We start from the raw sequence: 20,213 nt of genomic DNA, 5'->3' as shown, positions 1-20,213 counted from the left end.
CATCGACATCTTCACATTCGAAAGCTCAACGCCTGATCCGTCGCCCTTAACACGGATCTTAACATTGTAATCGACGACACGTTTTACTGCGACAACTGCCTTCATGGGGCTAACCTTTCCTTGCTGCGAGCCGGATCGTCGTGACGATATATCGGAGCCGGTTCGCACAAATTATTGGACGGACGATCAGAGGCGCGCGCGCTTGGCTTCCGGATCGTATGGCGATTCCTCGATCACGCGGGCCTTGCGCATCTCACCCAGAACCGGGATTTCCAGTTCCGTGCCCGGCACGCCAAGCTCGACCGGCAGCAGCGCCAGCGCGATATCGTGCCCGAACGTGTAGGAATAGCTGCCCGAAGTGACGCGACCCACCAGCTTGCCATCGTGGTAGACACCCTCGCAGGTCAGCGTGCTGGCGCCATCGGTTTCAACCGCAAGCGTGACGGAGCGGCGCTTGATGCCGCGTTCCTTTTCCTCGACCAGCGCCTGTTTGCCGATGAAATCGCCCTTGTCGAGACGGATGAAGCGTTCGAGGCCGCTTTCCCAGGCGCTCAGCTCGATGTTCATGTCGCGGTACATGGCGCGATAGGACTTGTCGAGCCGCAGCGATTCCAGCGCATGCAGGCCGATAAGGCGCAGGCCGTGCTCCTTGCCGGATGCAAGCAAGGCTTCCAGCAGGTGACGCTGATAGGCCAGCGGATGATAAAGCTCCCAGCCCAGTTCGCCTTCATAATTGACGCGCAGCAGGCGCACATCGCTGGCAAGGCCGACCGTTCCAGACTTGATGCCGAACCACGGGAATGCTTCGTTGGACAGATCGATTTCGGTAAGCGACTGCAACACGTCACGCGCCTTCGGCCCGACGATGGTGAAGCAACCCCGATCATTGGTCACATTGCGCAGGGTGACGCTGCCGTCCTTCGGCAGCAGCTTCGACAGATCGTCAAAGTTCCAGCGTTCGGCGCGCGGAGTGGAAATCATATAGAACGTGCCGTCATCGAGACGCGACACCACATATTCAGCCTGCACGCCGCCCTTCTTCGTCAGATGATGCGCAAGGTTGACGCGGCCAATTTTCGGCAGGCGGTTGGCGAGAATGCCGTCGAGCCAGGCTTCCGCGCCGGAACCGCTGACCTCGAATTTGGTCATCGGCGTCATTTCGACGAGGCCGACCGCATTGCGGACCGCTTCAACTTCCTCGCCAACATATTTGCCCTTTTCCGTCCAGCGCCAGCTATACTGATCCTTGGCCTCGAGGCCCTTAGGCGCGAACCAGTTCGGCATTTCCCAACCGTTGAGGCAACCCCAGACAGCACCCAGTTCCGTCAGTCGGTCATAGGACGGCGCGGTTTTCTGCGGGCGAGCGGCGGGCATGTCCTGCCCCGGATAATGCTGCTCGGCATGGGTGCCCCAGGATTCGCGCACCTTTTCGCGGGTCCAGTTCTTGTTGGCGTAATCGCCGAAACGACGCGGATCGAGTTCGGACGTATCGATGCTGTTGCCGCCCTCCACGATACGCTCCGAAAGATAATAGCCAATAGCACCGCCCCACAGGATGCCGCCCGGAACGCCTTCGGCCAGCCAGACATTGTCCAGCCCCCAGGCCGGACCGACCAGCGGCAGTTCATCCGCCGTCATCTGGAACGGCCCACGCACATTGGCCTTGATGCCGACGCGACCGAGTGCGGGAACCATCTCGATGGCCTGCTCCCAGTTCCACGAAACAGAATCGAAATCCTCTTCCAGAAGATCGGCGCCGAACCATTCCGGCACGCCGTTTTCAGCAAAGAGCTTCAGATGTTCCGTCTTCTCATAAGGGCCGAACATCAGCCCGTCGCCTTCCTCGCGCAGATAGCCCTCAAAGCCCTCGTCGCGCAGGATCGGCATTTCCGGCAGACCCTGACGCTTGCGCTCGATCACTTCCGGCACCGCATCGGTGATCCAGTATTGATGGATGATCGGGATTGCCGGAATGTCGAGGCCGAGCATGGCCCCGGTCTGGCGGGCGTAGTTGCCGGTCGCCGAGATGATATGCTCGCAGATGATGTCGCCCTGATTGGTCTTCACCTTCCACTCGCCGCCCGGCAGACGCTCGAAACCGTTGACCTGCGTGTTGAGATGAATCTTTGCGCCTCTGTCGCGCGCGCCCTTGGCAAGCGCCATGGTGACGTCGGCAGGCGCGATATGACCGTCATCCGGGTGATAAAGCGCGCCCAGCATGTCATGATTGTTTTCAAGCAGCGGCCACAATTCACGGGCGCGTGCCGGAGAAACCAGCTCGGCGCGCAGGCCCTGCACTTCGGCAACGCTCATATAGCTCTTATATTCGTCCAGCCGGTCGCGCGTGTTGGCAATGCGCAACTGGCCGCATTTGTGCCAGCCGACATGCTGGCCGGTCTCGGCTTCCAGACCTTCATAAATCTCGATGGATTTGTTGATCATGCGGCCGATATTGATGCTGCGCGCATAGGACGGGATCAGGCCTGCCGCGTGCCATGTGGAACCGGCGGTGAGCTGCGTTCGTTCCAGAAGAACGACATCCGACCAGCCCCGCTTGGCCAGACCGTAAAGAATGGAGGCGCCGACGCAACCTCCCCCGATGACAACCGCGCGCGCATGAGTCTGCATTCTAAGTTCCCTTCCAATATATGATTTGGAGATTGCCGAAGCGTCGCTCCCGGCGACAATACGGACTCCTTTGTGCGTTACATTACAGAGGGTTCTGCGCCCTGTGAGCTTGATAAAAAATCCGCGAAGATATAACTTCAGATTATGCATAGACTCCGCTCGCTCATCCCCTCGGCCAATTACCTCTTCGTGTTTGAGGCGGCAGCCCGACGGCTGAGCTTTACCGCGGCAGCGGAAGAGCTGAATGTAAGCCAGCCAGCGGTAAGCAAGACGATCAAGCTTCTGGAAGAAGCCACCGGATTGAAGCTTTTTCGGCGCGAGCGCAGCCGTCTGGAGCTGACGGCGGAAGGCCAGCGGCTTTATCGTGAAACGCAGGAAGCATTCGACCATCTGCACATGGTCATCTCGTCCATGCGCAAGAAACACTCGCGCGATATCATCCGCGTGTCGTTCTCGGCGTCCTTCGTGCAACTATGGCTTTTGCCACGCCTGAAAGGGTTCAAGGAAAAGCATCCGGATGTGGCGCTGCGCATCGAAGAAAGCAGCCGCGACGATCAGGATTTACTTGAAGAAGATATCGACGTTTCAGCGCGTCTGGGGAGAGGCAAATGGCCGGGCATCCTCGCCTGGCCCTTCGTGACGGAGGAAGTCTGGCCGGTTTGCAGCCCCGCATATCTGAAGGAGCGCGGACAGATCGAGGAAGCGAGCGATCTTCTGAACCACACGCTGCTGCATTTCGAGGAGCGCCACCGCTCGCGGCTTGGCTGGCGCGAATGGCTGGAACGCTCCGGCGTACCAAACCCGCGCATTGAACAGGATTTCGTCTTTACCGACGCGCTCAGCTCCATCGAGGCTGCGGTGCAGGGGCAAGGCGTGGCGCTTGGCTGGAAACACCTCGTCCATGATCATATCGTGGCCGGACGCCTTGTGCCCGCCACGCATATTTTTCATCGGTCCGGCGATACAATTCATCTCGTCATGCCCGCTCAACGCCCGCCAAAGCGGGGGGCTGAACTGTTCCGCGACTGGCTTCTCGAACAGGGCGCAGACGCGGAACTGGATATATAGGCCCTCGGCCTATTGCGCGAAAACCACCGTCTTGTGCCCATTGAGCATGACGCGATTTTCTAGATGCATCTTCACCGCCCGCGCAAGAACCCGGCTTTCGATATCGCGCCCGGTGGCGACGAAATCTTCCGCGCTCATGGAATGCGTGACGCGCTCGGTTTCCTGCTCGATGATCGGGCCTTCGTCGAGATCCGGCGTCACATAGTGCGCCGTTGCACCGATCAGCTTCACGCCGCGCTCGAACGCCTGATGATAGGGCTTTGCACCCTTGAAGGATGGCAGAAACGAATGGTGGATGTTGATAATCTTGCCGAACAGGCGGTTGGACAGATTATCCGATAGCACCTGCATATAGCGTGCGAGGACCACCAGGTCGGCCTGCGTCTCACGCACCAGATCGATCAGGCGGGCTTCCTGCTCGGCCTTGTTGTCCTTGTTCACGCCCCATGAATGATAGGGAATGCCCGCACTTTCCGCCGTTTCGCGGCTATCTTCATGATTGGAGACGATGGCAACGACCTCGGCATTCAGCCAGCCGACGCGGATCTGATAGAGAAGATGCAGCATGGCGTGATCGAATTTGGACACCATGAGAACGATCTTCGGCTTGCGGCTGGCATCGGCCACCGCGAATTTCATGCCGAACCGCTCGCCTGCCGGTTTCAGTGCGTGCTCGATCGCCTCACGCGACATGCCAAGCGGCGCGCTGAAAGCAATGCGCATGAAAAAGCGGTTGGTCAGCCTGTCGCGAAACTGATTGCTTTCCACGATATTGCCGCCGATGGCCACCAGTTCCGTGGTGATGGCCGCCACGATGCCGGGCTTGTCATCGCAATCGAGCGTAAGGACAAAAAGGGTTGGTTCGACGGCGGCGACAGAGCGCACCTTCGCGGGCATGTCGTTCATGGTGGTTCCTTAAGACTGATCAGTCGTTCTTGGGAGGCTTTCCGAAAGCGTATTCACCAACCTTCGGCACGAAATGCGGATGCTGATAACCGGCAGGCTTGTCACCGACCGAAACGCCGGTGTTGAGAATGCCCGCCTGATAATCCGGCGCGAAAAGCGAATAGGGATAGGTGGGTTGAAGGGTGCTTGCGCCCTCCAGTCTGGCACGCAACTCATCCGGAATTGTAAATGCGAGCGCGCCCAGATTGTCATCGAGCTGCGCAAGCTTGCTCGCGCCGATAATAGCTGCCGCAATGCCCGGCTGTGTCACCACCCAGTTAAGGGCGACCTGCGCCATCGGCTTGCCCATAGCATCTGCAACCTCGGCCAGCGCCGTGACGATGCGGGTGTTGCGTTCGGTAAACAGCCCCAGCCCTTCGGCATTGTCGCGGTTCAGGCGGCCTTCGCCACCCGCACGATATTTGCCTGACAGAAGCCCCATGGCCAGCGGGCTCCATGCGGTGATGCCAAGGCCGAGATTTTGACCGAGCGGCACGAATTCCTGCTCGATGCTGCGCTCGACCAGCGAATAGGGCAGTTGAAGGCTGATCGGCTGCGAAAGCGCATGCGCTTCCGCCCAGGTTTGCGCCCGCGCCGCATACCAGGCAGGTACGTCGGAAAGGCCGCAGTAGCGGATTTTACCCGCACGGATCAAATCATCGAAGCCGCGCATTACCTCTTCCACGGGGGTCATCCCGTCCCAGGTATGCACCATATAGAGATCGATATAATCGGTCTTCAGTCGCTTTAGCGACTGGTCGACCGCCCGCATCATGTTCTTGCGGCCATTGCCGCCGGCATTGGGATTGCCCGGCTGCAGATTGTTCGAATATTTGGTCGCAATGACCACGCGATCCCGTGCGCCAGCTTCCTCGACAAACTTGCCGACCAGTGTTTCGCTGAGACCCGCGCCATAGGAATCCGCCGTGTCGATGAAATTACCACCCGCTTCCAGATAGCGGTCGAAAATGGCCCGCGCATTGTCCTCGTCGGTGCCCCACGACCCGCCGATCCCCCTGATCCCGGCATTGCCGAATGTCATCGTGCCAAGCGCCAGACGGCTGACACGAAGACCGGAACGACCGAGAAGGAAATAGTGATCGAGCGCCATGGCGGCACCTCCGCAAAATGCCATTATGCAGGTGGTTGCGGATGCGGCGGTCAGCCGCCGCATCCGGTCATGATGATGGGATTACTCGATGAGCTTCGGCGCACCGGTGTCACCGGCGCTTTCATCGAGACCGTAGGACTTCAGGATTTTGGCAATCGTGCCGTCCTTGTGCATTTCCTCGATATTGGCATCGAGTGCCGCACCGAAATCCGTCGCGCTCTTGGCATAAGGCAGGCTTGCCTGCGCCGCTTCCTTGGTGGCGCGGATGCGCGGATCAGGCTGCGCAACCTCGACCTTGATATCCTTGAGCGTGCCATTCTTGGCCGCATAAGCGCCGGTCGAATAGCCATCGATGCCGATGTCGATGCGCCCCGATGCGAGATCCTGATGCATGTTCACGGAGTTCGGATAAAGGCGCAGTTTCGCACCCAGAAGTTTCTTGGCATCGGTGACCCAGAGATAGCCCTGAACGGTGCCAACATTCTTGCCGACCAGTTCCTCGACAGTCTTGGCGCCATCCTTGGAATAAAGACCCATCTGGTCCTTATAGAGCGGATAGGAAAGGTTCATGACCTTGGCGCGTTCGGCGGTGCGATACCAGTCGCCGGTGGTGATATCGGCCTGACCCGACAGCACATACTGGATGGCCGCAGCCGGATCGACGGCGACCGGCTTGACGGTCAGGCATTCGCGCTTGGCGAATTCGGTTGCGATATCGCCATCGAGACCCTTCAGCTTGCCGCTCTCATCCATGAAGGAATGCGGTGCATAGGTGGTGACAGCAATCGTCAGCGTGCCCGGCGTGATGGTCTTGAACTCATGCTTCGGCTTGCAATCCTCTGCGAACGCTGCCGAAGACAGGCCCATAAGCAATGCGGCGCCGAGAACACCTTTACGTATCATCCCATTTTTCATCTGCTACTCCCCTTTATTGTTGTGGGCATTTATTGTTGCGTTGGGTTTTATCGGGTGGCGTAAGCGGATGAGCGCTTCTCCACATAGGAAACGATCCATGCTGCCGGAATGCAGATCGTGGCATAGAGCAAGCCGGCCAGCAGCAAGGCAGGCATATAGCGGAACGTGTTGGACCCGATTTCGTAGGCATTGCTGACGAGTTCCGGCAGGGCAATCGTGAAGCAGAGCGACGTGCCCTGAAAAATCAGGATCGCGAAGCCCAGGAGAGCCGGAAGCGCCACGCGCAGAGCCTGTGGCAGCAGGACAAAGCGCAGTTCGTCAAGCGCATTGAAGCCCATCGCCTCTGCCGCCTCGCGCTGGCCGTGATGGATCGATTGCAGGCTCGCGCGGATGATCTCGCTCGTGTAAGCGCCTGTATTCCAGGCCAGTGCCACCACGGCAGCTGAAAACGAGGTCATCGTCAGACCGGTCGCAGGCAGGCCGAAATACATGAACTGCAACAGCACCAGCGCGGGAGCCCCGCGCCCGATCTCGACCAGAAACAGGCTCAGATAGCGATTGAAGCGCGATTTTGCACCGACGCCCAGCGCCAGCAACAGCCCGAGCGGAATGCCGATGGCGAGGCTCAGCGCCGCCACCTGCAAGCTGACTTGCAACCCGCCGAGCAGCGCGGGCATCCATTCGTAGAATTCTTCAGAGGTCGGGAACATCAGCGCGCCACCTTTGCTCTCAGATAGCTGTCGGCAGAGCGCGACAGCCACGCGACGGGGAGGCTCAGGAAAATGTAGAACAGGCCGACCAGCGCGAAGACCTCGATGCCCTTGAAGGTAAGCTGCGACACCTGATTGCCCCGGAAGGCGAGGTCCGCGACACCGATCGTTGAGGCAACGGCTGTTTCCTTCATCAGCCCGATCAGATAGCTCGCCGCCGATGGCAGTGCGACACGAAAGGCCTGCGGCGCGACCACATCGACCAGCGTATGGCGGGTGCCGAAATTCAACGCCGTCGCCGCTTCCCACTGGCCATGATGAAGAGAGGCCAGCGCGCCGCGATAGATTTCAGCCATATTGGCCGATGCGATCAGCCCAAGACCGATCAGCGCCGCCACAAACGGATTGATCGGCATGATGCCCATGCCAATGCCGAAGAAGATGATGAACAGCCAGAGAATCGGCGGCAGGGCGCGCACGATCTGGATCAGCACGGCCGCGATCCACAGTACCGGCGCGAGACGCGCCTGACGCGCGGCGAGAAGCGGGACGCCGAGAATGCAGCCGATTGCGAAGGAACCCAGCGTCAGCGCTATGGTCCATGGCAGGCCGCTCAGGATGAGGAGAACATTGTCCGCTGTCATCGGTCATGCACCGCACGAAGAAACCGCTTCGTGCGTTCCTCTTGCGGATTGCGCATGACATCCTTCGATGCTCCCTTCTCGATGATGCGCCCATCGGCCATGATCATGACCGTATCGGAGACATTTTCCGCGAAACCCATTTCATGGGTCACCACGAGCATGGTCATGCCGCTTTCGGCAAGCTCGCGCATGACGGCAAGCACTTCAAGCCCCAGTTCAGGATCGAGCGCCGAGGTCGGCTCGTCAAACAGCATCACCTGCGGATTGAGCGCCAGCGAGCGCGCGATGGCGATGCGCTGCTGCTGACCACCGGAGCAACGGCCGGGATATTGTGTTGCCTTGTCAGCAAGACCGACGCGTTCGAGAAGCTGGATCGCCCGCTCCTCGGCTTCTGCGCGGCTGCGACCCAGCACACGTTCCTGCGGCAGGCTGACATTGCGCAGAACACTCATATGCGGGAACAGATTGAACGACTGGAACACCATGCCAACCGTATTGCGCAATTCTTTCAGCTGCGCAGTACGCGGCGCCTGCGTGGCGTCGAGCTTCACCTTGCCGACCGTCAGGAGACCGCCATCCGGCCTTTCCAGATAATTGATGCAACGCAGAAGTGTGCTCTTGCCCGAGCCGCTGGGACCGATGATTGCCAGCACTTCGCCTTGCGCAACTTCCAGATCGATATTCTCAAGGACGAGATGCGCCCCGAAATGTTTACTCAACCCCTCAAGGCGTATGAGTTTCGATGCGGAGGCAGGCGCATTTTCCACGCCAGCAGACCCTGACACCAAAGTCGGTCGCATTGCGTTCAATAACCGCACTCCCCTTTTTTATCGTTCATCGCGACAGTCCCATCTTTACGCGGATGCAGGCCGGAAATGCCTGCAAGACACGCTGGATCTATGCTCGTTCTGGCGGAACCTTGATTATTTATTATGCCGCCGACGTTCCCTTTATCTTCATCACGATAGTGACCGCTGGAAAGAATACAAAGGCAAAAAATGTCTACGACTTCATAACTCTTAGTTATGAGGTCATGCCTCTGACTACAGATCCTTGCCCAGCCTCAACCCGTCATAAATGGCCGCATGGGTGTTACGGGCCGCAACGGCATCGCCAATCCGATAAAGCTCGAAAGCGCCTTGCGCATTTCTGACGACGGCCTGCCTGCGCCCCTCGATCAGGGCTTCGTAATCCACCGCGCCGAGGTTGCGAGACAGGGGTTTCAGCTCAAAATACAGCGCATCCATCGGACGTGTACCGTCATTGACGACGATCTGGTCAAATTCGCGCTCGCTGACAGGCGCGCCATAATCGCTGCCGATCCGAGCAACGAACCTGTTACCGTCGCGGTGAATACCTTCCAGTCGATAGCCGACGGTGAAGGTGACATCCTTCTTTTGCAGGCTGCGCATATAGGGCACGAGGTTCATGCCCATAACTTCCGGTGCGAATGTGCGGTCGGCAGTCATGATTTCTACCTTGCCGCCCGCATTGGCGATAAATTCCGCGGCCTGAAGCCCGGCATGATCTCCCGCCTCGTCAAAGACCAGCGCATTGGTTCCCGGGCGCACATCGCCGGAAATGATGTCCCAGGCGGAAACGGCAAGCTCGTTGCCCGCGCCAAGCAGGCTCATTTCCGGCATGCCGCCGGTCGCGATGATCGCCACATCCGGCGCTTCCGCCGTTACCGTGTCGGCCTCGGCCCAGGCATTGAAGCGAAAATCGACGCCGAGCTTTTCACACTGCGCCATGCGCCAGTCGATGACGCCCATCATCTCGCGCCGGCGCGGGCTCTGCGCTGTCAGCCGCACCTGACCGCCCGGCTGGCTCGCCGCCTCGAAGACAACGACCTTATGGCCGCGCTCGGCGCTGACGCGCGCAACTTCCAGCCCGGCGGGACCGGCACCGACCACCACGATGCGGCGGCTTTGTTCAGCCTTGTTGACGACATGCGGCATCGAGGTCTCGCGGCCCGTGGCGGGATTATGGATGCAATAGGCTGCACCGCCCTGATAAATCCGGTCGAGGCAGTAATTCGCGCCGACGCAGGGGCGGATTTCCTCTTCCCGCTTTTCAAGGATTTTGCGCACGATATGCGGGTCGGTCATATGGGCACGCGTCATGCCGACCATGTCGAGTTTGCCGGATGCAATCGCATGGCGCGCTGTTGCCACATCCTGAATCTTGGAGGCATGGAACGTCGCCATTCCGGTGCTGGACCGGATCTCGCCCGCGAAATCCAGATGCGGCGCACTCGGCATGCCCTGAATGGGAATGACGTCGGTCAAACCGGCATCGGTTTCAATATGGCCGCGAATGACATTGAGAAAATCGACCAGACCGCTGTCCTTCAGCCTGCGGGAAATCTCCAGTCCATCCGCACGCGTCAGGCCGCCTTCAAGCGTCTCATCGGCCACATAACGGATGCCGACCAGAAAATCCGGCCCGACCCGCTCGCGAATGGCGCTCAAAACCTGAAAGGAAAACCGCAGCCGGTTGTCGAGCGAACCGCCGTAATCTCCATCAAGCTCATTGGTCAGCGGCGACCAGAACTGGTCGAGCAGGTGGCCATAGGCCTCCAGTTCCAGACCGTCGAGACCGGCAGCTTTCATCCGCTCCGCCGCATCGGCATAATCGCGGATGATACGCTCGATATCCCAGTCTTCGGCCCGCTTGGGGTAAGCGCGATGGGCCGGTTCGTGCTTTGCCGTTGACGAGACGGAGGGCAGCCAGTCGCCCTTGTCCCAACGGGTGCGGCGACCGAGATGGGTAAGCTGGATCATCACCGCCGCGCCGTGCTCATGGCACTCATCCGCCAGCATCCGCAACCAGGGCACAACCTCGTCCTTATAGGCCAGCACATTGTTGAAGGCAGGCGGACTGTCCTTCGACACCGAGGCGGAGCCCGCCGTCATCGTCAGTGCGATACCGGCCTTGGCCCGTTCGACGTGATAGGCGCGATAGCGTTCCTTCGGCATGCCGTCATCGGCATAGGCTGGCTCATGCGAGGTGAGCATGATGCGGTTACGAAGCGTCAGATGCTTGATGGTAAGCGGCTGCAACAGCGGATCGGCTGACATTTCGATCGTTCCCATTTGTTGTTTTCAGCAAGGCTAGCTAGAAATGTACATAACTGTCAATTTAATAATCACATATGTCATTTTACCGTACAAAACTGTTTAGTCTTCTTGCCAAATGCCGACTGTCTGGTAGAACTGACGCCATGGAACAACCGGTGACAAACGAAACGGGGTGGCGCGGATCGCCCGACCTCTGGCTTGAAGCGGCTTATGATGCGCTGATCGAAAGCGGCGTGGAGGCCGTGCGCATTTTACCGCTGGCCAAGCGGCTCGATCTGTCACGCACCAGTTTCTACTGGTTCTTCAAGGACCGCGAAGAGCTGCTTGATGCGCTGGTCAGCCGCTGGCGCGACAAGAACACCGGCGCGCTTCTCAAACAGACGGAAGCCTATGCAGAGACGCTTGAGGAAGCGGTTCTCAATGTTTTCGACTGCTGGCTCGATCGGGATATTTTCGATCCGGCATTCGAATTTGCGGTGCGCAGCTGGGCGCTGCAATCGGTGCAGGTGGAAGAGGAAGTGCGCGCCGCTGATGCAAGCCGTCTGGCCGGTCTGGCGCGCCTGTTCGAACGGTTTGGTTTTGAGCCAGTGGTTGCCGATGTTCGCGCCCGCACGCTTTATCTGGTGCAGATCGGCTATATCTCGATGCGCACGCAGGAAAACACCGCATTGCGGCTGGCACGCATTCCGCATTATGTGGCGGCCTTCACCGGCAAAGCCCCCTTGCAAAAAGAGATGGATCGCTTTCTGGCGCGCCACGTCGCGCCCCGGTAAGTATCTCCTGATCCGGCTAACTTCGATGGGCCATTTCAGGCTTTTACCCGGCGAATAGTCTTAGCAATTCCGGTTGGTCACAGGCCCGATTATCTGTCAACTTCCTGTCATACACACGTCATGCAATCCGAATAGAAGCGGCGAAACCGTTCAGATTGCAGGCAGATGTTACATAGTCGTCCACTATCCGCAGATATCGCCGTTCAGACAGCTGGCCTCAGCCTCGCTTATGGTCCGGCGACCATTCTGAACGACATCAGCCTCACGCTTCCCAAGGGCCAGACCCTTGCGTTGCTCGGGCCGTCCGGCTGTGGAAAAACGACACTTCTGCGTCTCGTGGCAGGCCTGCTCGAACCGACCAAGGGTTCCGTCACCATCAATGGCGTCACGGTTGCGGATGCCGACAGCCGCAGCTTCATTCCGCCGGAAAAGCGGCATCTCGGCATGGTGTTTCAGGATTATGCGCTCTGGCCGCATATGACCGTCTTCGGTAATGTCTCCTTTCCGCTCGAAATGCGCGGCGTCAATCGTGCCGAGCGGGAAAAGCGCGTCGCTGCCGCGCTGGATCGTGTTGGCCTTTCGGGCTTTGGCAATCGCTCCATCAGCGACATGTCCGGCGGGCAGCAACAGCGCGTGGCGATTGCCCGCGCCATTGTCGCGGAGCCGGGACTGGTTCTGTTCGACGAACCGCTGTCCAATCTCGACCGTGAATTGCGTGAGAACATGGTCACCGAAATCGGCCAGCTGGTTTCCAATCTCGGTCTGACGGCCATCTATGTCACCCACGACCAGAGCGAGGCTTTTTCGCTGGCCGATCAGGTTGCCGTCATGCGCGGCGGCGTGATCGAACAGCTCGCAGCGCCCGAACAGCTGGTTGCCCAGCCGAAGACGCCAGAAGTCGCCGATTTCCTGCGTCTGGGATGTGTCGTGCCCGTCGAACGTTATAACGACGCCTATCGCATCACCCGCACCGATATCCGCATCGCTCACAATACGGGAGCGGATGCCGCCCAGAATGCAGTCACGCATGTGCTTTTGCCGTCGCGATCCGTGCGCAGCGTGCCGCTCAATGACGAGGCAATCCCGGCCACCGTATTGCGCAGCCAGTTTCGCGGTGACGGACATCTGACGACGGTTCGGATCGGCATGGAAGATGCCGGACATGAACTGACCTATCTCGACGGTATTCGCCTGTCGCCGGGTGTTCCCGTCGGCATCGCCATCGATCCGGGCCAGCTGCGCTGGTTCTCGAAGTAAGACCCATTACAGGCAACATCTCAGGAGCTACAGATGAAGAAATCGATCCTCGGTGCCAAAGTCGCGGCAGGCTTTGCGCTCATGACCGCACTCTTCGCGAGCACGGCGGCTTATGCCGATATCACCGTCTATTCCGCCGGTCCCGGCAGCCTGATTGAAAAGCTCGCCACGGGCTTTACCGCCAAGACCGGCGCGAAGGTCAATGTCTTCCAGGCGACGACCGGCAAGATCATGGCCCGCATCGAGGCCGAAGCCGCCAATCCGGTGGTGGACGTGCTGATTTCGGCATCCTGGGACACGGCGACGGATTTCGCCAAGCGCGACTGGCTGGTCGCCTATACCAGCCCCAATGCCGAAAAAGTGCCGGATTTCCTGAAGAACGAAACCGCTGTCGCACAGGGTGTTTCGGCGCTTGGTATCGCATGGAACCCGGCCAGCAAGACCCCGAAGCCGACCGAATGGGCCGATCTCGCCAAGCCTGAATATAAGGATCTGGTGAACCTGCCCGATCCGGCACAGTCGGGCGCAAGCTTTGAACTGGTGGCCGCGCTTCAGTCGACACAGGGCTGGGATCTGTTCAAGAATCTGCACGCCAATGGCGCAACCGTTGCCGGCGCCAATGCCGAAGCGCTGAACCCTGTACTTCAGGGCGCCAAAGCAGCCGTGTTCGGCGCTGTCGATTACATCTCGCTTGCAGGCAAGGCCAAGGGTGAATCGATCGATGTGATCTTCCCGGCTTCCGGCACGGTTGTTGCGCCGCGCCCGGCCATGATCCTGAAATGGTCGAAGAACCAGGACGAAGCCAAGCAGTTCATCGATTACATGCTGTCCGACGAAGGCCAGAAACTGGTTGCTGCAACCTATCTGATGCCATCGCGCACCGACATTCCGGCCAATCGTCCGCTGATCAACGACCTCAAGGTCCTGACCATCGACGCCAAGGAAGTCTATGGCAAGCGCAATGAAACGCTGAAGGAATTCGGCGCGATTTTCGCAGCCAGCAACTAAGAAGCATCGTCATGAAGACAAATAGCAGCGCTGGCGCAAACCCGCTCGGACTTGTCGCCACCGCCGGACTGGCGCTGGTTGTGGCCGTCCCCTTTGTCTTCATCGTGCTTCAGGCTGTCTTTCCAAAACTGGGACAGGGCTCGCTGGCCGAGCCCTTCCTGCATCTTCCAGCCTTGTTCGGCGATCCGAAGCTCTTGCGCATGAGCGCCAATACGGTGCTGCTCGGCCTTTGTGTGGTCGTGCTGTCAGCACTGATCGCGGTGCCGCTCGCAGTGTTTCGCGCACTTTACAAGGTGCCCTTTGCGGTCGTCTGGGACGTGCTGATGCTCGTTCCCTTCATGATCCCACCCTATATCGCGACGCTTGGCTGGATCATGACCTTGCAGCCGCGCGGCTATCTCGAACAGCTGACCGGATTTCATCTCGCACCATTTCTGTTCTCGCTCGCGGGCATGACCTTCGTGATGGCGCTCAACACCTTCCCACTGGTCTATTTCGCCGTATCGCGGACCATCGAAGCGGTCGGCGCGCGCTATTCCGATGTGGGCCGCGTCTTCGGCGCATCGCCATGGCGGTCCTTCTTCCGCATCACCCTGCCGCTCGCCACACCGGGACTGGCGGCAAGCCTGCTTCTCGTCTTCGCCGCGGCAATCGAAGAATATGGCACCCCCGCAGCGCTTGGACGCCGCTCGGGCTTTGAAGTGCTGGTGACGGAAATCGACTTGCGCATTTCCGACTGGCCGATTGATCTGGCCGGGGCTTCCGTCTTTTCGCTCACGCTGGTCTGCCTGTCGCTGGCGGCCTTTCTGTTCCAGCGCTGGATCTTGACCCGCCGCTCCTATGAGACCACAGGCGGCAAGCCGCAATCGAAAGACAAGCGCCCGCTTGGCGCAATGACCGCGCCAGTGGTGGCGCTGTTTGCGCTGGTCGCTTTTGCGGCCACCGGTGTTCCGCTGCTGGCGATCCTCGCAACGGCGCTGTCCAAAACCGTATCCGGCGGACTGACGCCCGCCAATCTTGGCTTCGACAACTTCGCAGCCATCGCCGAAAACAGTGCTGGCGGCATGCGCGCCTTGTTCAACAGCCTGTCGCTCGGTCTCGGCAGCGCGCTGTTGACCGGGTTTCTCGGTGCCGTCGCTGCCTATGCCGTAGTGAAAATGCGGTTTCGCGGCCGCTTCTGGCTCGATGTGCTGACCGTTCTGCCCAACGCCCTGCCCGGCGTCGTCGTGGCGGTCGGCCTCATTCTGGCGTGGAACCAGCCGTCTTTGCCGATCTCGCCCTATAATACGCCGCTCATCCTGCTGCTCGCCTATTGCTGCATTCTGCTGCCGCAGCCGATCCGCTATGCGACCGCCGCTTTTCACCAGATCGGCGACAATCTGGAAGCCGCTGCCCGTGTTTGCGGCGCTAACAGCTTCACGGCTTTCCGTCGCATCATGCTGCCGCTGATCGCGCCAAGCCTGATCACCGCCATGCTGCTGGTATTTGCGGTCGCAACACGTGAACTGGTCGCCTCGGTTCTGGTTGCGCCTGTCGGCATGCAGACCATATCCATCTTCATCTGGCGTCAGTTCGAACAAGGTTCGGTCGGGCTTGGCATGGCGATGGCCTTCATCGCCATCGTGATTACGACATTCGTGCCGCTGGTGCTGCTGGGCGTGCTCAAGCGCTTTGAGCGCACGGGCGCTTAGACCCTAGAAGCCACTTCGCCAAGACCGCCGCGAACGCGCGTGATCACTGTCACCGCCAGAAGCAGGCACAGCAACGGTTGAACCCAGAAGGCCCAGCCTGGCAATCCACCGTCAATGGCGATCCATGCACCAAGAACGCCGAAGACCACCGCGCGGTCGCTCTTGCCCATCGGCCCGTCATAGCGTCTGCTCGCGCCCAGTGCAGCACCTGTGACGCCGACAAATTCGGTCAGAACTGCAAGCAGAACGATGGCGAACATCCACGCACCGGAGAACGGCGCGACAAGGACGAATGGCGCATAGAGTGCGGCATCGGAAACGACATCGCCAACCTCGTTCAGATAAGCGCCGAGTGTACTCTTCTGATTGTGCTCCCGCGCCAGCATTCCGTCCACCGCATTCAGCGCCATGCGCAGGAAAAGCCAGACCGGCACCAGCGCGAACCAGACCGCGCTACCGCTCCAGAAAAGCAGTGCGCCAAGTATGACCGACCCCAACGCCGCGCCTATCGTGACTTGATTGGCCGTTACTCCGGCACGGGCAAGTCGCACGACAACAGGCCTCAGTAAATTCTGGAATTGTGACTTAAGCTGATAGACGGACATCGAGAATCTCTTGGGAAATGGACAATATCGGACAAACAGCTATTTGCGGTTCGCATTTGCTCGTTTATTCAAACATTCTACTGCACTCAATACTAATTGGGATTAATTGAGTGCGGGCAGCTTAGAGCGCATCCCGAAAAGTGTGAAACGGTTTTCGGAACAGATGCGCGTTAAAATAGGGAACTAGAGCGCCGATCTGATCCAATCAGATCAAAGAGCGCTCTAGGCAATTGGGGAGGAAACGGATGAGCCAGCACGCTGAAATGCCGACGCACAAGACGGCACATCGCGAAGCGACAGAAGCCCAGTTTACAACCCATGACGGTACATCGCTGTTCTATCGTGTCTGGCCAGCCGCCTCGCCCTGCCCGAAAGGCGTGATCGTCCTGCTGCATCGCGGCCACGAACATAGCGGACGTGTTGCACATCTGGTCGATGAACTCGGCCTTCATGATTTCGCTTTCTATGCCTGGGATGCACGCGGCCACGGACGTTCGCCCGGCGAGCGCGGCTTCTCACCGTCCTTCGGCGCTTCAATCCGCGATCTCGACAGCTTTGTCGCGCATATACGCGAAGAAACCGGTGCTGCCATTGAAGATGTCGCCATTGTCGCGCAGAGCGTGGGCGCGGTGCTTGCCGCCGCATGGGTGCATGACTATGCGCCGAATATTCGTGCGCTGGTGCTGGCCTCGCCTGCCTTCGACATCAAGCTCTATGTGCCTTTCGCCAAGGAAGGCATTGCGCTTTGGCAGAAGCTGAAAGGCACGTTCTACGTCAATTCCTACGTCAAGCCGCAGTTTTTGACCCATGATCCCGAGCGGATCGAATCCTATCGCACCGACCCGCTGATCACCCGCCCCATCGCCTCGCATATTCTGCTGCAACTTTATGAAGCGGCCAAGCGCGTGGTGGACGACGCCCGCGCCATCACCGTGCCGACGCAGCTTCTGATTTCCGGCAGCGATTTCGTGGTGCGCCCCACGCCACAGCATCGCTTCTTTGAAAATCTCGGCAGCCGCATCAAGGAGCGGCATGTGCTGAAGGGCTTCTATCACGATACGCTGGGCGAGAAGGACCGCAAGCAGGCCATCGACAAGATCAAGACCTTCATCGACCAGCGCTTTGCCGAAGAGCCGCAGCGCGCCGACCTGACCGAAGCGCATATTGCGGGCTATACCCGCGACGAAGCCGACAGGCTTTCCAGTCCATTGCCGCTGTTGTCGCCGCGCGGGCTATACTGGGCGTCGACCCGCTCCTCCATCGCCTTCGGCGCGCTTTTCTCCGAAGGGCTCAAAGTGGGGCAGCGCACCGGTTTCGATTCCGGCTCGACGCTCGATTATGTCTATGAAAACGAGACACGCGGGTTCGGCCCGGGCGGCAAACTGATCGACCGCCAGTTCCTCGACGCCATTGGCTGGCGCGGCATCCGCCAGCGCAAGGTGCATCTGGAAGAGCTGATCGGCAAGGCGCTGACCCGCCTGAAAAGCGAAGGCCGCCCCACCAATATCCTCGATATTGCCTGCGGCCATGGTCGCTATGTGATTGATGCGGTGGCGCGTGCGGGCATCATGCCCGACAGCATTCATCTGCGCGATTATTCGCCTATCAATGTGGTTGCCGGGCGCAAGCTGATTGCCGATCGCGGGCTGGAAGCCATTGCCCATATGGAAGAAGGCGATGCCTTCGACGCGGAAAGCCTCGCCACCGTCGACCCCCGGCCCAATCTGGCAATCGTATCGGGCCTCTATGAGCTTTTTGCCGACAATGCGCTGATTAATCGCTCGCTATCGGGACTGGCGCGTGCGCAAAAGCCCGGCTCCCTGCTGATCTACACCAACCAGCCATGGCATCCGCAGCTTGAGATGATCGCCCGCGCACTGACCTCGCATCGCGGCGGCGAGGCCTGGATCATGCGCCGCCGCACGCAGGGCGAAATGGATCAGCTGGTGGAAAAGGCCGGTTATCGCAAGCTGGAACAGCGCATTGACCAATGGGGCATTTTCACCGTTTCAATCGCCGAGCGCATCGGAGAGCCGGAAGCGTGACAGCAGCATTGGGGGGAATCGATGGGTCATCGCGGCGTCCGGTCATCCGGCGCGCCATTCTGTGGCTGTTGTTTCTCGGTCCCTTTTTCTACCTGACCTATGGCACCGCCAACTGGCTCGCTTCGCTGCGCGGCGACGTTCCCAATCTGGCGCTTGGTTGGGAAAGCCACGTGCCGTTCATCGCCTGGAGCATCGTGCCCTATTGGTCGGTCAACCTGTTCTACGCCATTGCGCTTTTCGTCAATGAAAGCCCCGAACAGGTGGACCGTCTGGCAAAACGCTATCTGACAGCGCAGATTATCGCCGTCATCTGCTTCGTTGCATTTCCGCTGACCGCGACTTTCGTAAAGCCCGAGACTTCAGGGCTGCCGGGCTTCATGTTCGATGTGCTGGGCGGTTTCGACAAGCCGTTCAATCAGGCGCCTTCGCTGCATATTGCACTGTTGATTGTCATCTGGGACCAGATGCGCCGCATCATGAGCAGCGGTGTCCGCATCGTCTGGCATATCTGGTGCCTGCTGATCGGCCTGTCGGTGCTGACGACCTATCAGCACCATGCGGTCGATATTCCGGCGGGTGCATTGCTTGGATTTTTCGTGCTCTGGCTGTTTCCGCGCACCGGCTCTTCGCCGCTTGCCACGTTTCATCTGACAGACAATCCAAAAGCACGGCGTCTCGGCAGTTATTATCTGGCGGGCGCGCTTTTGTTGCTCGCGCTTGGCATCCATGGTCTCAGCCTGACCGGCTATGCGATTTTCTGGTTCTGGCCAGCCCTTGCTCTCGCCATCGTGGCGGCAGGCTATTTCGGTGCCGGTCCCGACATTTTCCAGAAACGAACTGACGGCACTGTCACCCTCGCGAGCCGCTGGCTGCTCGCACCCTACCGGCTGTTTGCACGCCTCAATATCCGTTTCTGGACGCGGAAACTGCCGCCCAATGTTGCTTTGACCGACACTGTGTTTCTCGGTCGCTTCCCCTCGAAGAGCGAAGCCCGCGCTTTCATCACCGTCATTGATCTCGCCGCCGAAATGGTCGCCCCGCGCGGTGTGGAAGACTGGAAGAGCTTCTGTGCCATGGACCTGCTGCTGCCGTCACCGGAAAAGCTTCGGCTCGCAGCCGATGCTGTCGAAGCCGCCCGACATAGCGGCCCGGTCCTGATCTGCTGTGCGCTTGGTTTCCAGCGAAGCGCTACGGTCGCCGTTGACTGGCTGGTGCAATCAGGTCATGCAACCAGCGCCCGTGAGGCCGAAAACCTCATCCGCGCCAAGGGCTGGCCACTCCGCCTGCACTCGCATGAGGTGCGGGAATGACCTCTCCAGCCGCAGATAGCGCCAAAGCCTTGCGCAGCCACGCCTTTATCGGGCTTGGCATCGCGATTGTTCTGGTCGGTGTCGCGCCGTTTGCGCGCGCGCAACACGACCTTGTCTTCTGGCTGATCTGGCCGGCGCTACTGGCAAGCACCCTGATTGTACTGGGCATTGCCGCGCATCTTCTGTTCGACGCCGCCTTATTTCGAATGATCGCCGCGGGCGACGATGAAAAGGCAGCCCTTGCGGAGGTCGATTCCATTCTGGAAAGAATGGGCCTGCGCGCAAAACAACCGACCGTGCGCCCGCTCTCGGGCCGCATTGCGGGATCGCGCCGCATTGCCCGCCGTCTCCATCTTTTTCTCGGACTGGCTATCGTCCTTTTCAGCCTGCTGGCGCTTTTGCCGCCGGGCGCGGAGTTCTGAC

At 59.5% G+C, this 20,213-nt stretch carries 17 protein-coding genes and 1 pseudogene; 8 read left to right on the top strand and 10 right to left on the bottom strand.

Going from position 1 to position 20,213, the window contains the following annotated elements:
* Together FHW00_RS09735 and FHW00_RS09730 are read right to left on the bottom strand one after the other, a co-directional pair.
* Positions 1–105 (bottom strand): annotated as a pseudogene (locus FHW00_RS09735) (electron transfer flavoprotein subunit beta/FixA family protein); the annotation flags it as partial.
* A gap of 81 nt (positions 106–186) precedes the next feature.
* Entirely contained in the window at positions 187–2,628 is a 2,442-nt protein-coding gene (locus FHW00_RS09730; protein WP_078338135.1) for a GcvT family protein, read from the bottom strand.
* Positions 2,629–2,772: 144 nt separating this feature from the next.
* Here FHW00_RS09730 and FHW00_RS09725 point away from each other — a divergent pair, with 144 nt between their 5' ends.
* Positions 2,773–3,696 carry a LysR substrate-binding domain-containing protein gene (locus FHW00_RS09725; protein WP_078338136.1) on the top strand — a complete coding sequence of 308 codons (924 nt, stop codon included), beginning with the start codon at positions 2,773–2,775 and terminating at the stop codon, positions 3,694–3,696.
* 9 nt (positions 3,697–3,705) lie between these two features.
* Here FHW00_RS09725 and purU read toward each other — a convergent pair whose 3' ends face one another.
* The 7 genes from purU to FHW00_RS09690 all read right to left on the bottom strand — a co-directional run bounded on the left by purU (position 3,706) and on the right by FHW00_RS09690 (position 11,101).
* Complete coding sequence (gene purU / locus FHW00_RS09720) at positions 3,706–4,602, bottom strand: formyltetrahydrofolate deformylase (RefSeq protein ID WP_078338137.1); 897 nt, start codon at positions 4,600–4,602, stop codon at positions 3,706–3,708.
* Between the two features lie 19 nt (positions 4,603–4,621).
* On the bottom strand, positions 4,622–5,752 hold the full coding sequence (locus FHW00_RS09715) for an aldo/keto reductase (protein ID WP_078338138.1): 1,131 nt from the start codon (positions 5,750–5,752) through the stop codon (positions 4,622–4,624).
* 81 nt (positions 5,753–5,833) lie between these two features.
* Positions 5,834–6,655 carry an ABC transporter substrate-binding protein gene (locus FHW00_RS09710; RefSeq protein WP_235859045.1) on the bottom strand — a complete coding sequence of 274 codons (822 nt, stop codon included), beginning with the start codon at positions 6,653–6,655 and terminating at the stop codon, positions 5,834–5,836.
* Between the two features lie 59 nt (positions 6,656–6,714).
* Positions 6,715–7,377 carry an amino acid ABC transporter permease gene (locus tag FHW00_RS09705; RefSeq protein ID WP_078338140.1) on the bottom strand — a complete coding sequence of 221 codons (663 nt, stop codon included), beginning with the start codon at positions 7,375–7,377 and terminating at the stop codon, positions 6,715–6,717.
* A complete protein-coding gene (locus FHW00_RS09700) occupies positions 7,377–8,021 on the bottom strand; it encodes an amino acid ABC transporter permease (protein ID WP_078338141.1) in 645 nt (214 codons plus the stop codon). The genes FHW00_RS09705 and FHW00_RS09700 overlap by 1 nt, the downstream gene beginning before the upstream one ends.
* Complete coding sequence (locus FHW00_RS09695; protein ID WP_078338142.1) at positions 8,018–8,821, bottom strand: amino acid ABC transporter ATP-binding protein; 804 nt, start codon at positions 8,819–8,821, stop codon at positions 8,018–8,020. Before FHW00_RS09695 ends, FHW00_RS09700 begins: the two co-directional genes overlap by 4 nt.
* Before the next feature lie 243 nt (positions 8,822–9,064).
* Positions 9,065–11,101, bottom strand: a complete 2,037-nt coding sequence (locus FHW00_RS09690; protein ID WP_078338403.1) for an NADH:flavin oxidoreductase — start codon at positions 11,099–11,101, stop codon at positions 9,065–9,067.
* A gap of 143 nt (positions 11,102–11,244) precedes the next feature.
* Here FHW00_RS09690 and FHW00_RS09685 point away from each other — a divergent pair, with 143 nt between their 5' ends.
* From FHW00_RS09685 to FHW00_RS09670, 4 genes are all read left to right on the top strand, one after another.
* Positions 11,245–11,874, top strand: coding sequence for a TetR/AcrR family transcriptional regulator (locus FHW00_RS09685; RefSeq protein WP_078338143.1), 630 nt, complete (start codon positions 11,245–11,247; stop codon positions 11,872–11,874).
* Positions 11,875–12,039: 165 nt separating this feature from the next.
* A complete protein-coding gene (locus tag FHW00_RS09680) occupies positions 12,040–13,131 on the top strand; it encodes an ABC transporter ATP-binding protein (RefSeq protein WP_078338144.1) in 1,092 nt (363 codons plus the stop codon).
* A 33-nt stretch (positions 13,132–13,164) separates the two neighbouring features.
* On the top strand, positions 13,165–14,139 hold the full coding sequence (locus tag FHW00_RS09675; RefSeq protein WP_078338145.1) for an ABC transporter substrate-binding protein: 975 nt from the start codon (positions 13,165–13,167) through the stop codon (positions 14,137–14,139).
* A gap of 11 nt (positions 14,140–14,150) precedes the next feature.
* A complete protein-coding gene (locus tag FHW00_RS09670; protein ID WP_182514647.1) occupies positions 14,151–15,830 on the top strand; it encodes an ABC transporter permease in 1,680 nt (559 codons plus the stop codon).
* On the opposite strand, the gene FHW00_RS09665 is transcribed toward FHW00_RS09670, so the two are convergent.
* The gene (locus FHW00_RS09665) at positions 15,827–16,435 is read right to left on the bottom strand and encodes a CDP-alcohol phosphatidyltransferase family protein (protein WP_078338146.1); all 609 of its coding nucleotides are present in this window, start codon (positions 16,433–16,435) and stop codon (positions 15,827–15,829) included. The two genes, FHW00_RS09670 and FHW00_RS09665, sit on opposite strands and share 4 nt — an antisense overlap.
* Before the next feature lie 263 nt (positions 16,436–16,698).
* Between FHW00_RS09665 and FHW00_RS09660 the strand changes: the two genes are divergently transcribed.
* From FHW00_RS09660 to FHW00_RS09650, 3 genes are read left to right on the top strand one after another with little or no spacing between them, the layout of a single operon-like run.
* Entirely contained in the window at positions 16,699–18,480 is a 1,782-nt protein-coding gene (locus FHW00_RS09660) for a bifunctional alpha/beta hydrolase/class I SAM-dependent methyltransferase (protein ID WP_445557917.1), read from the top strand.
* Positions 18,477–19,790, top strand: a complete 1,314-nt coding sequence (locus tag FHW00_RS09655; protein ID WP_445557903.1) for a phosphatase PAP2/dual specificity phosphatase family protein — start codon at positions 18,477–18,479, stop codon at positions 19,788–19,790. Before FHW00_RS09660 ends, FHW00_RS09655 begins: the two co-directional genes overlap by 4 nt.
* On the top strand, positions 19,787–20,212 hold the full coding sequence (locus FHW00_RS09650) for a hypothetical protein (protein WP_078338149.1): 426 nt from the start codon (positions 19,787–19,789) through the stop codon (positions 20,210–20,212). Before FHW00_RS09655 ends, FHW00_RS09650 begins: the two co-directional genes overlap by 4 nt.
* Position 20,213 lies beyond the last annotated feature (1 nt).

It is taken from the genome of Ochrobactrum sp. P6BSIII, from assembly GCF_014138065.1.
Classification (GTDB): Bacteria; Pseudomonadota; Alphaproteobacteria; order Rhizobiales; family Rhizobiaceae; genus Brucella.
This window is presented reverse-complemented; position numbering and strand designations above follow the sequence as displayed.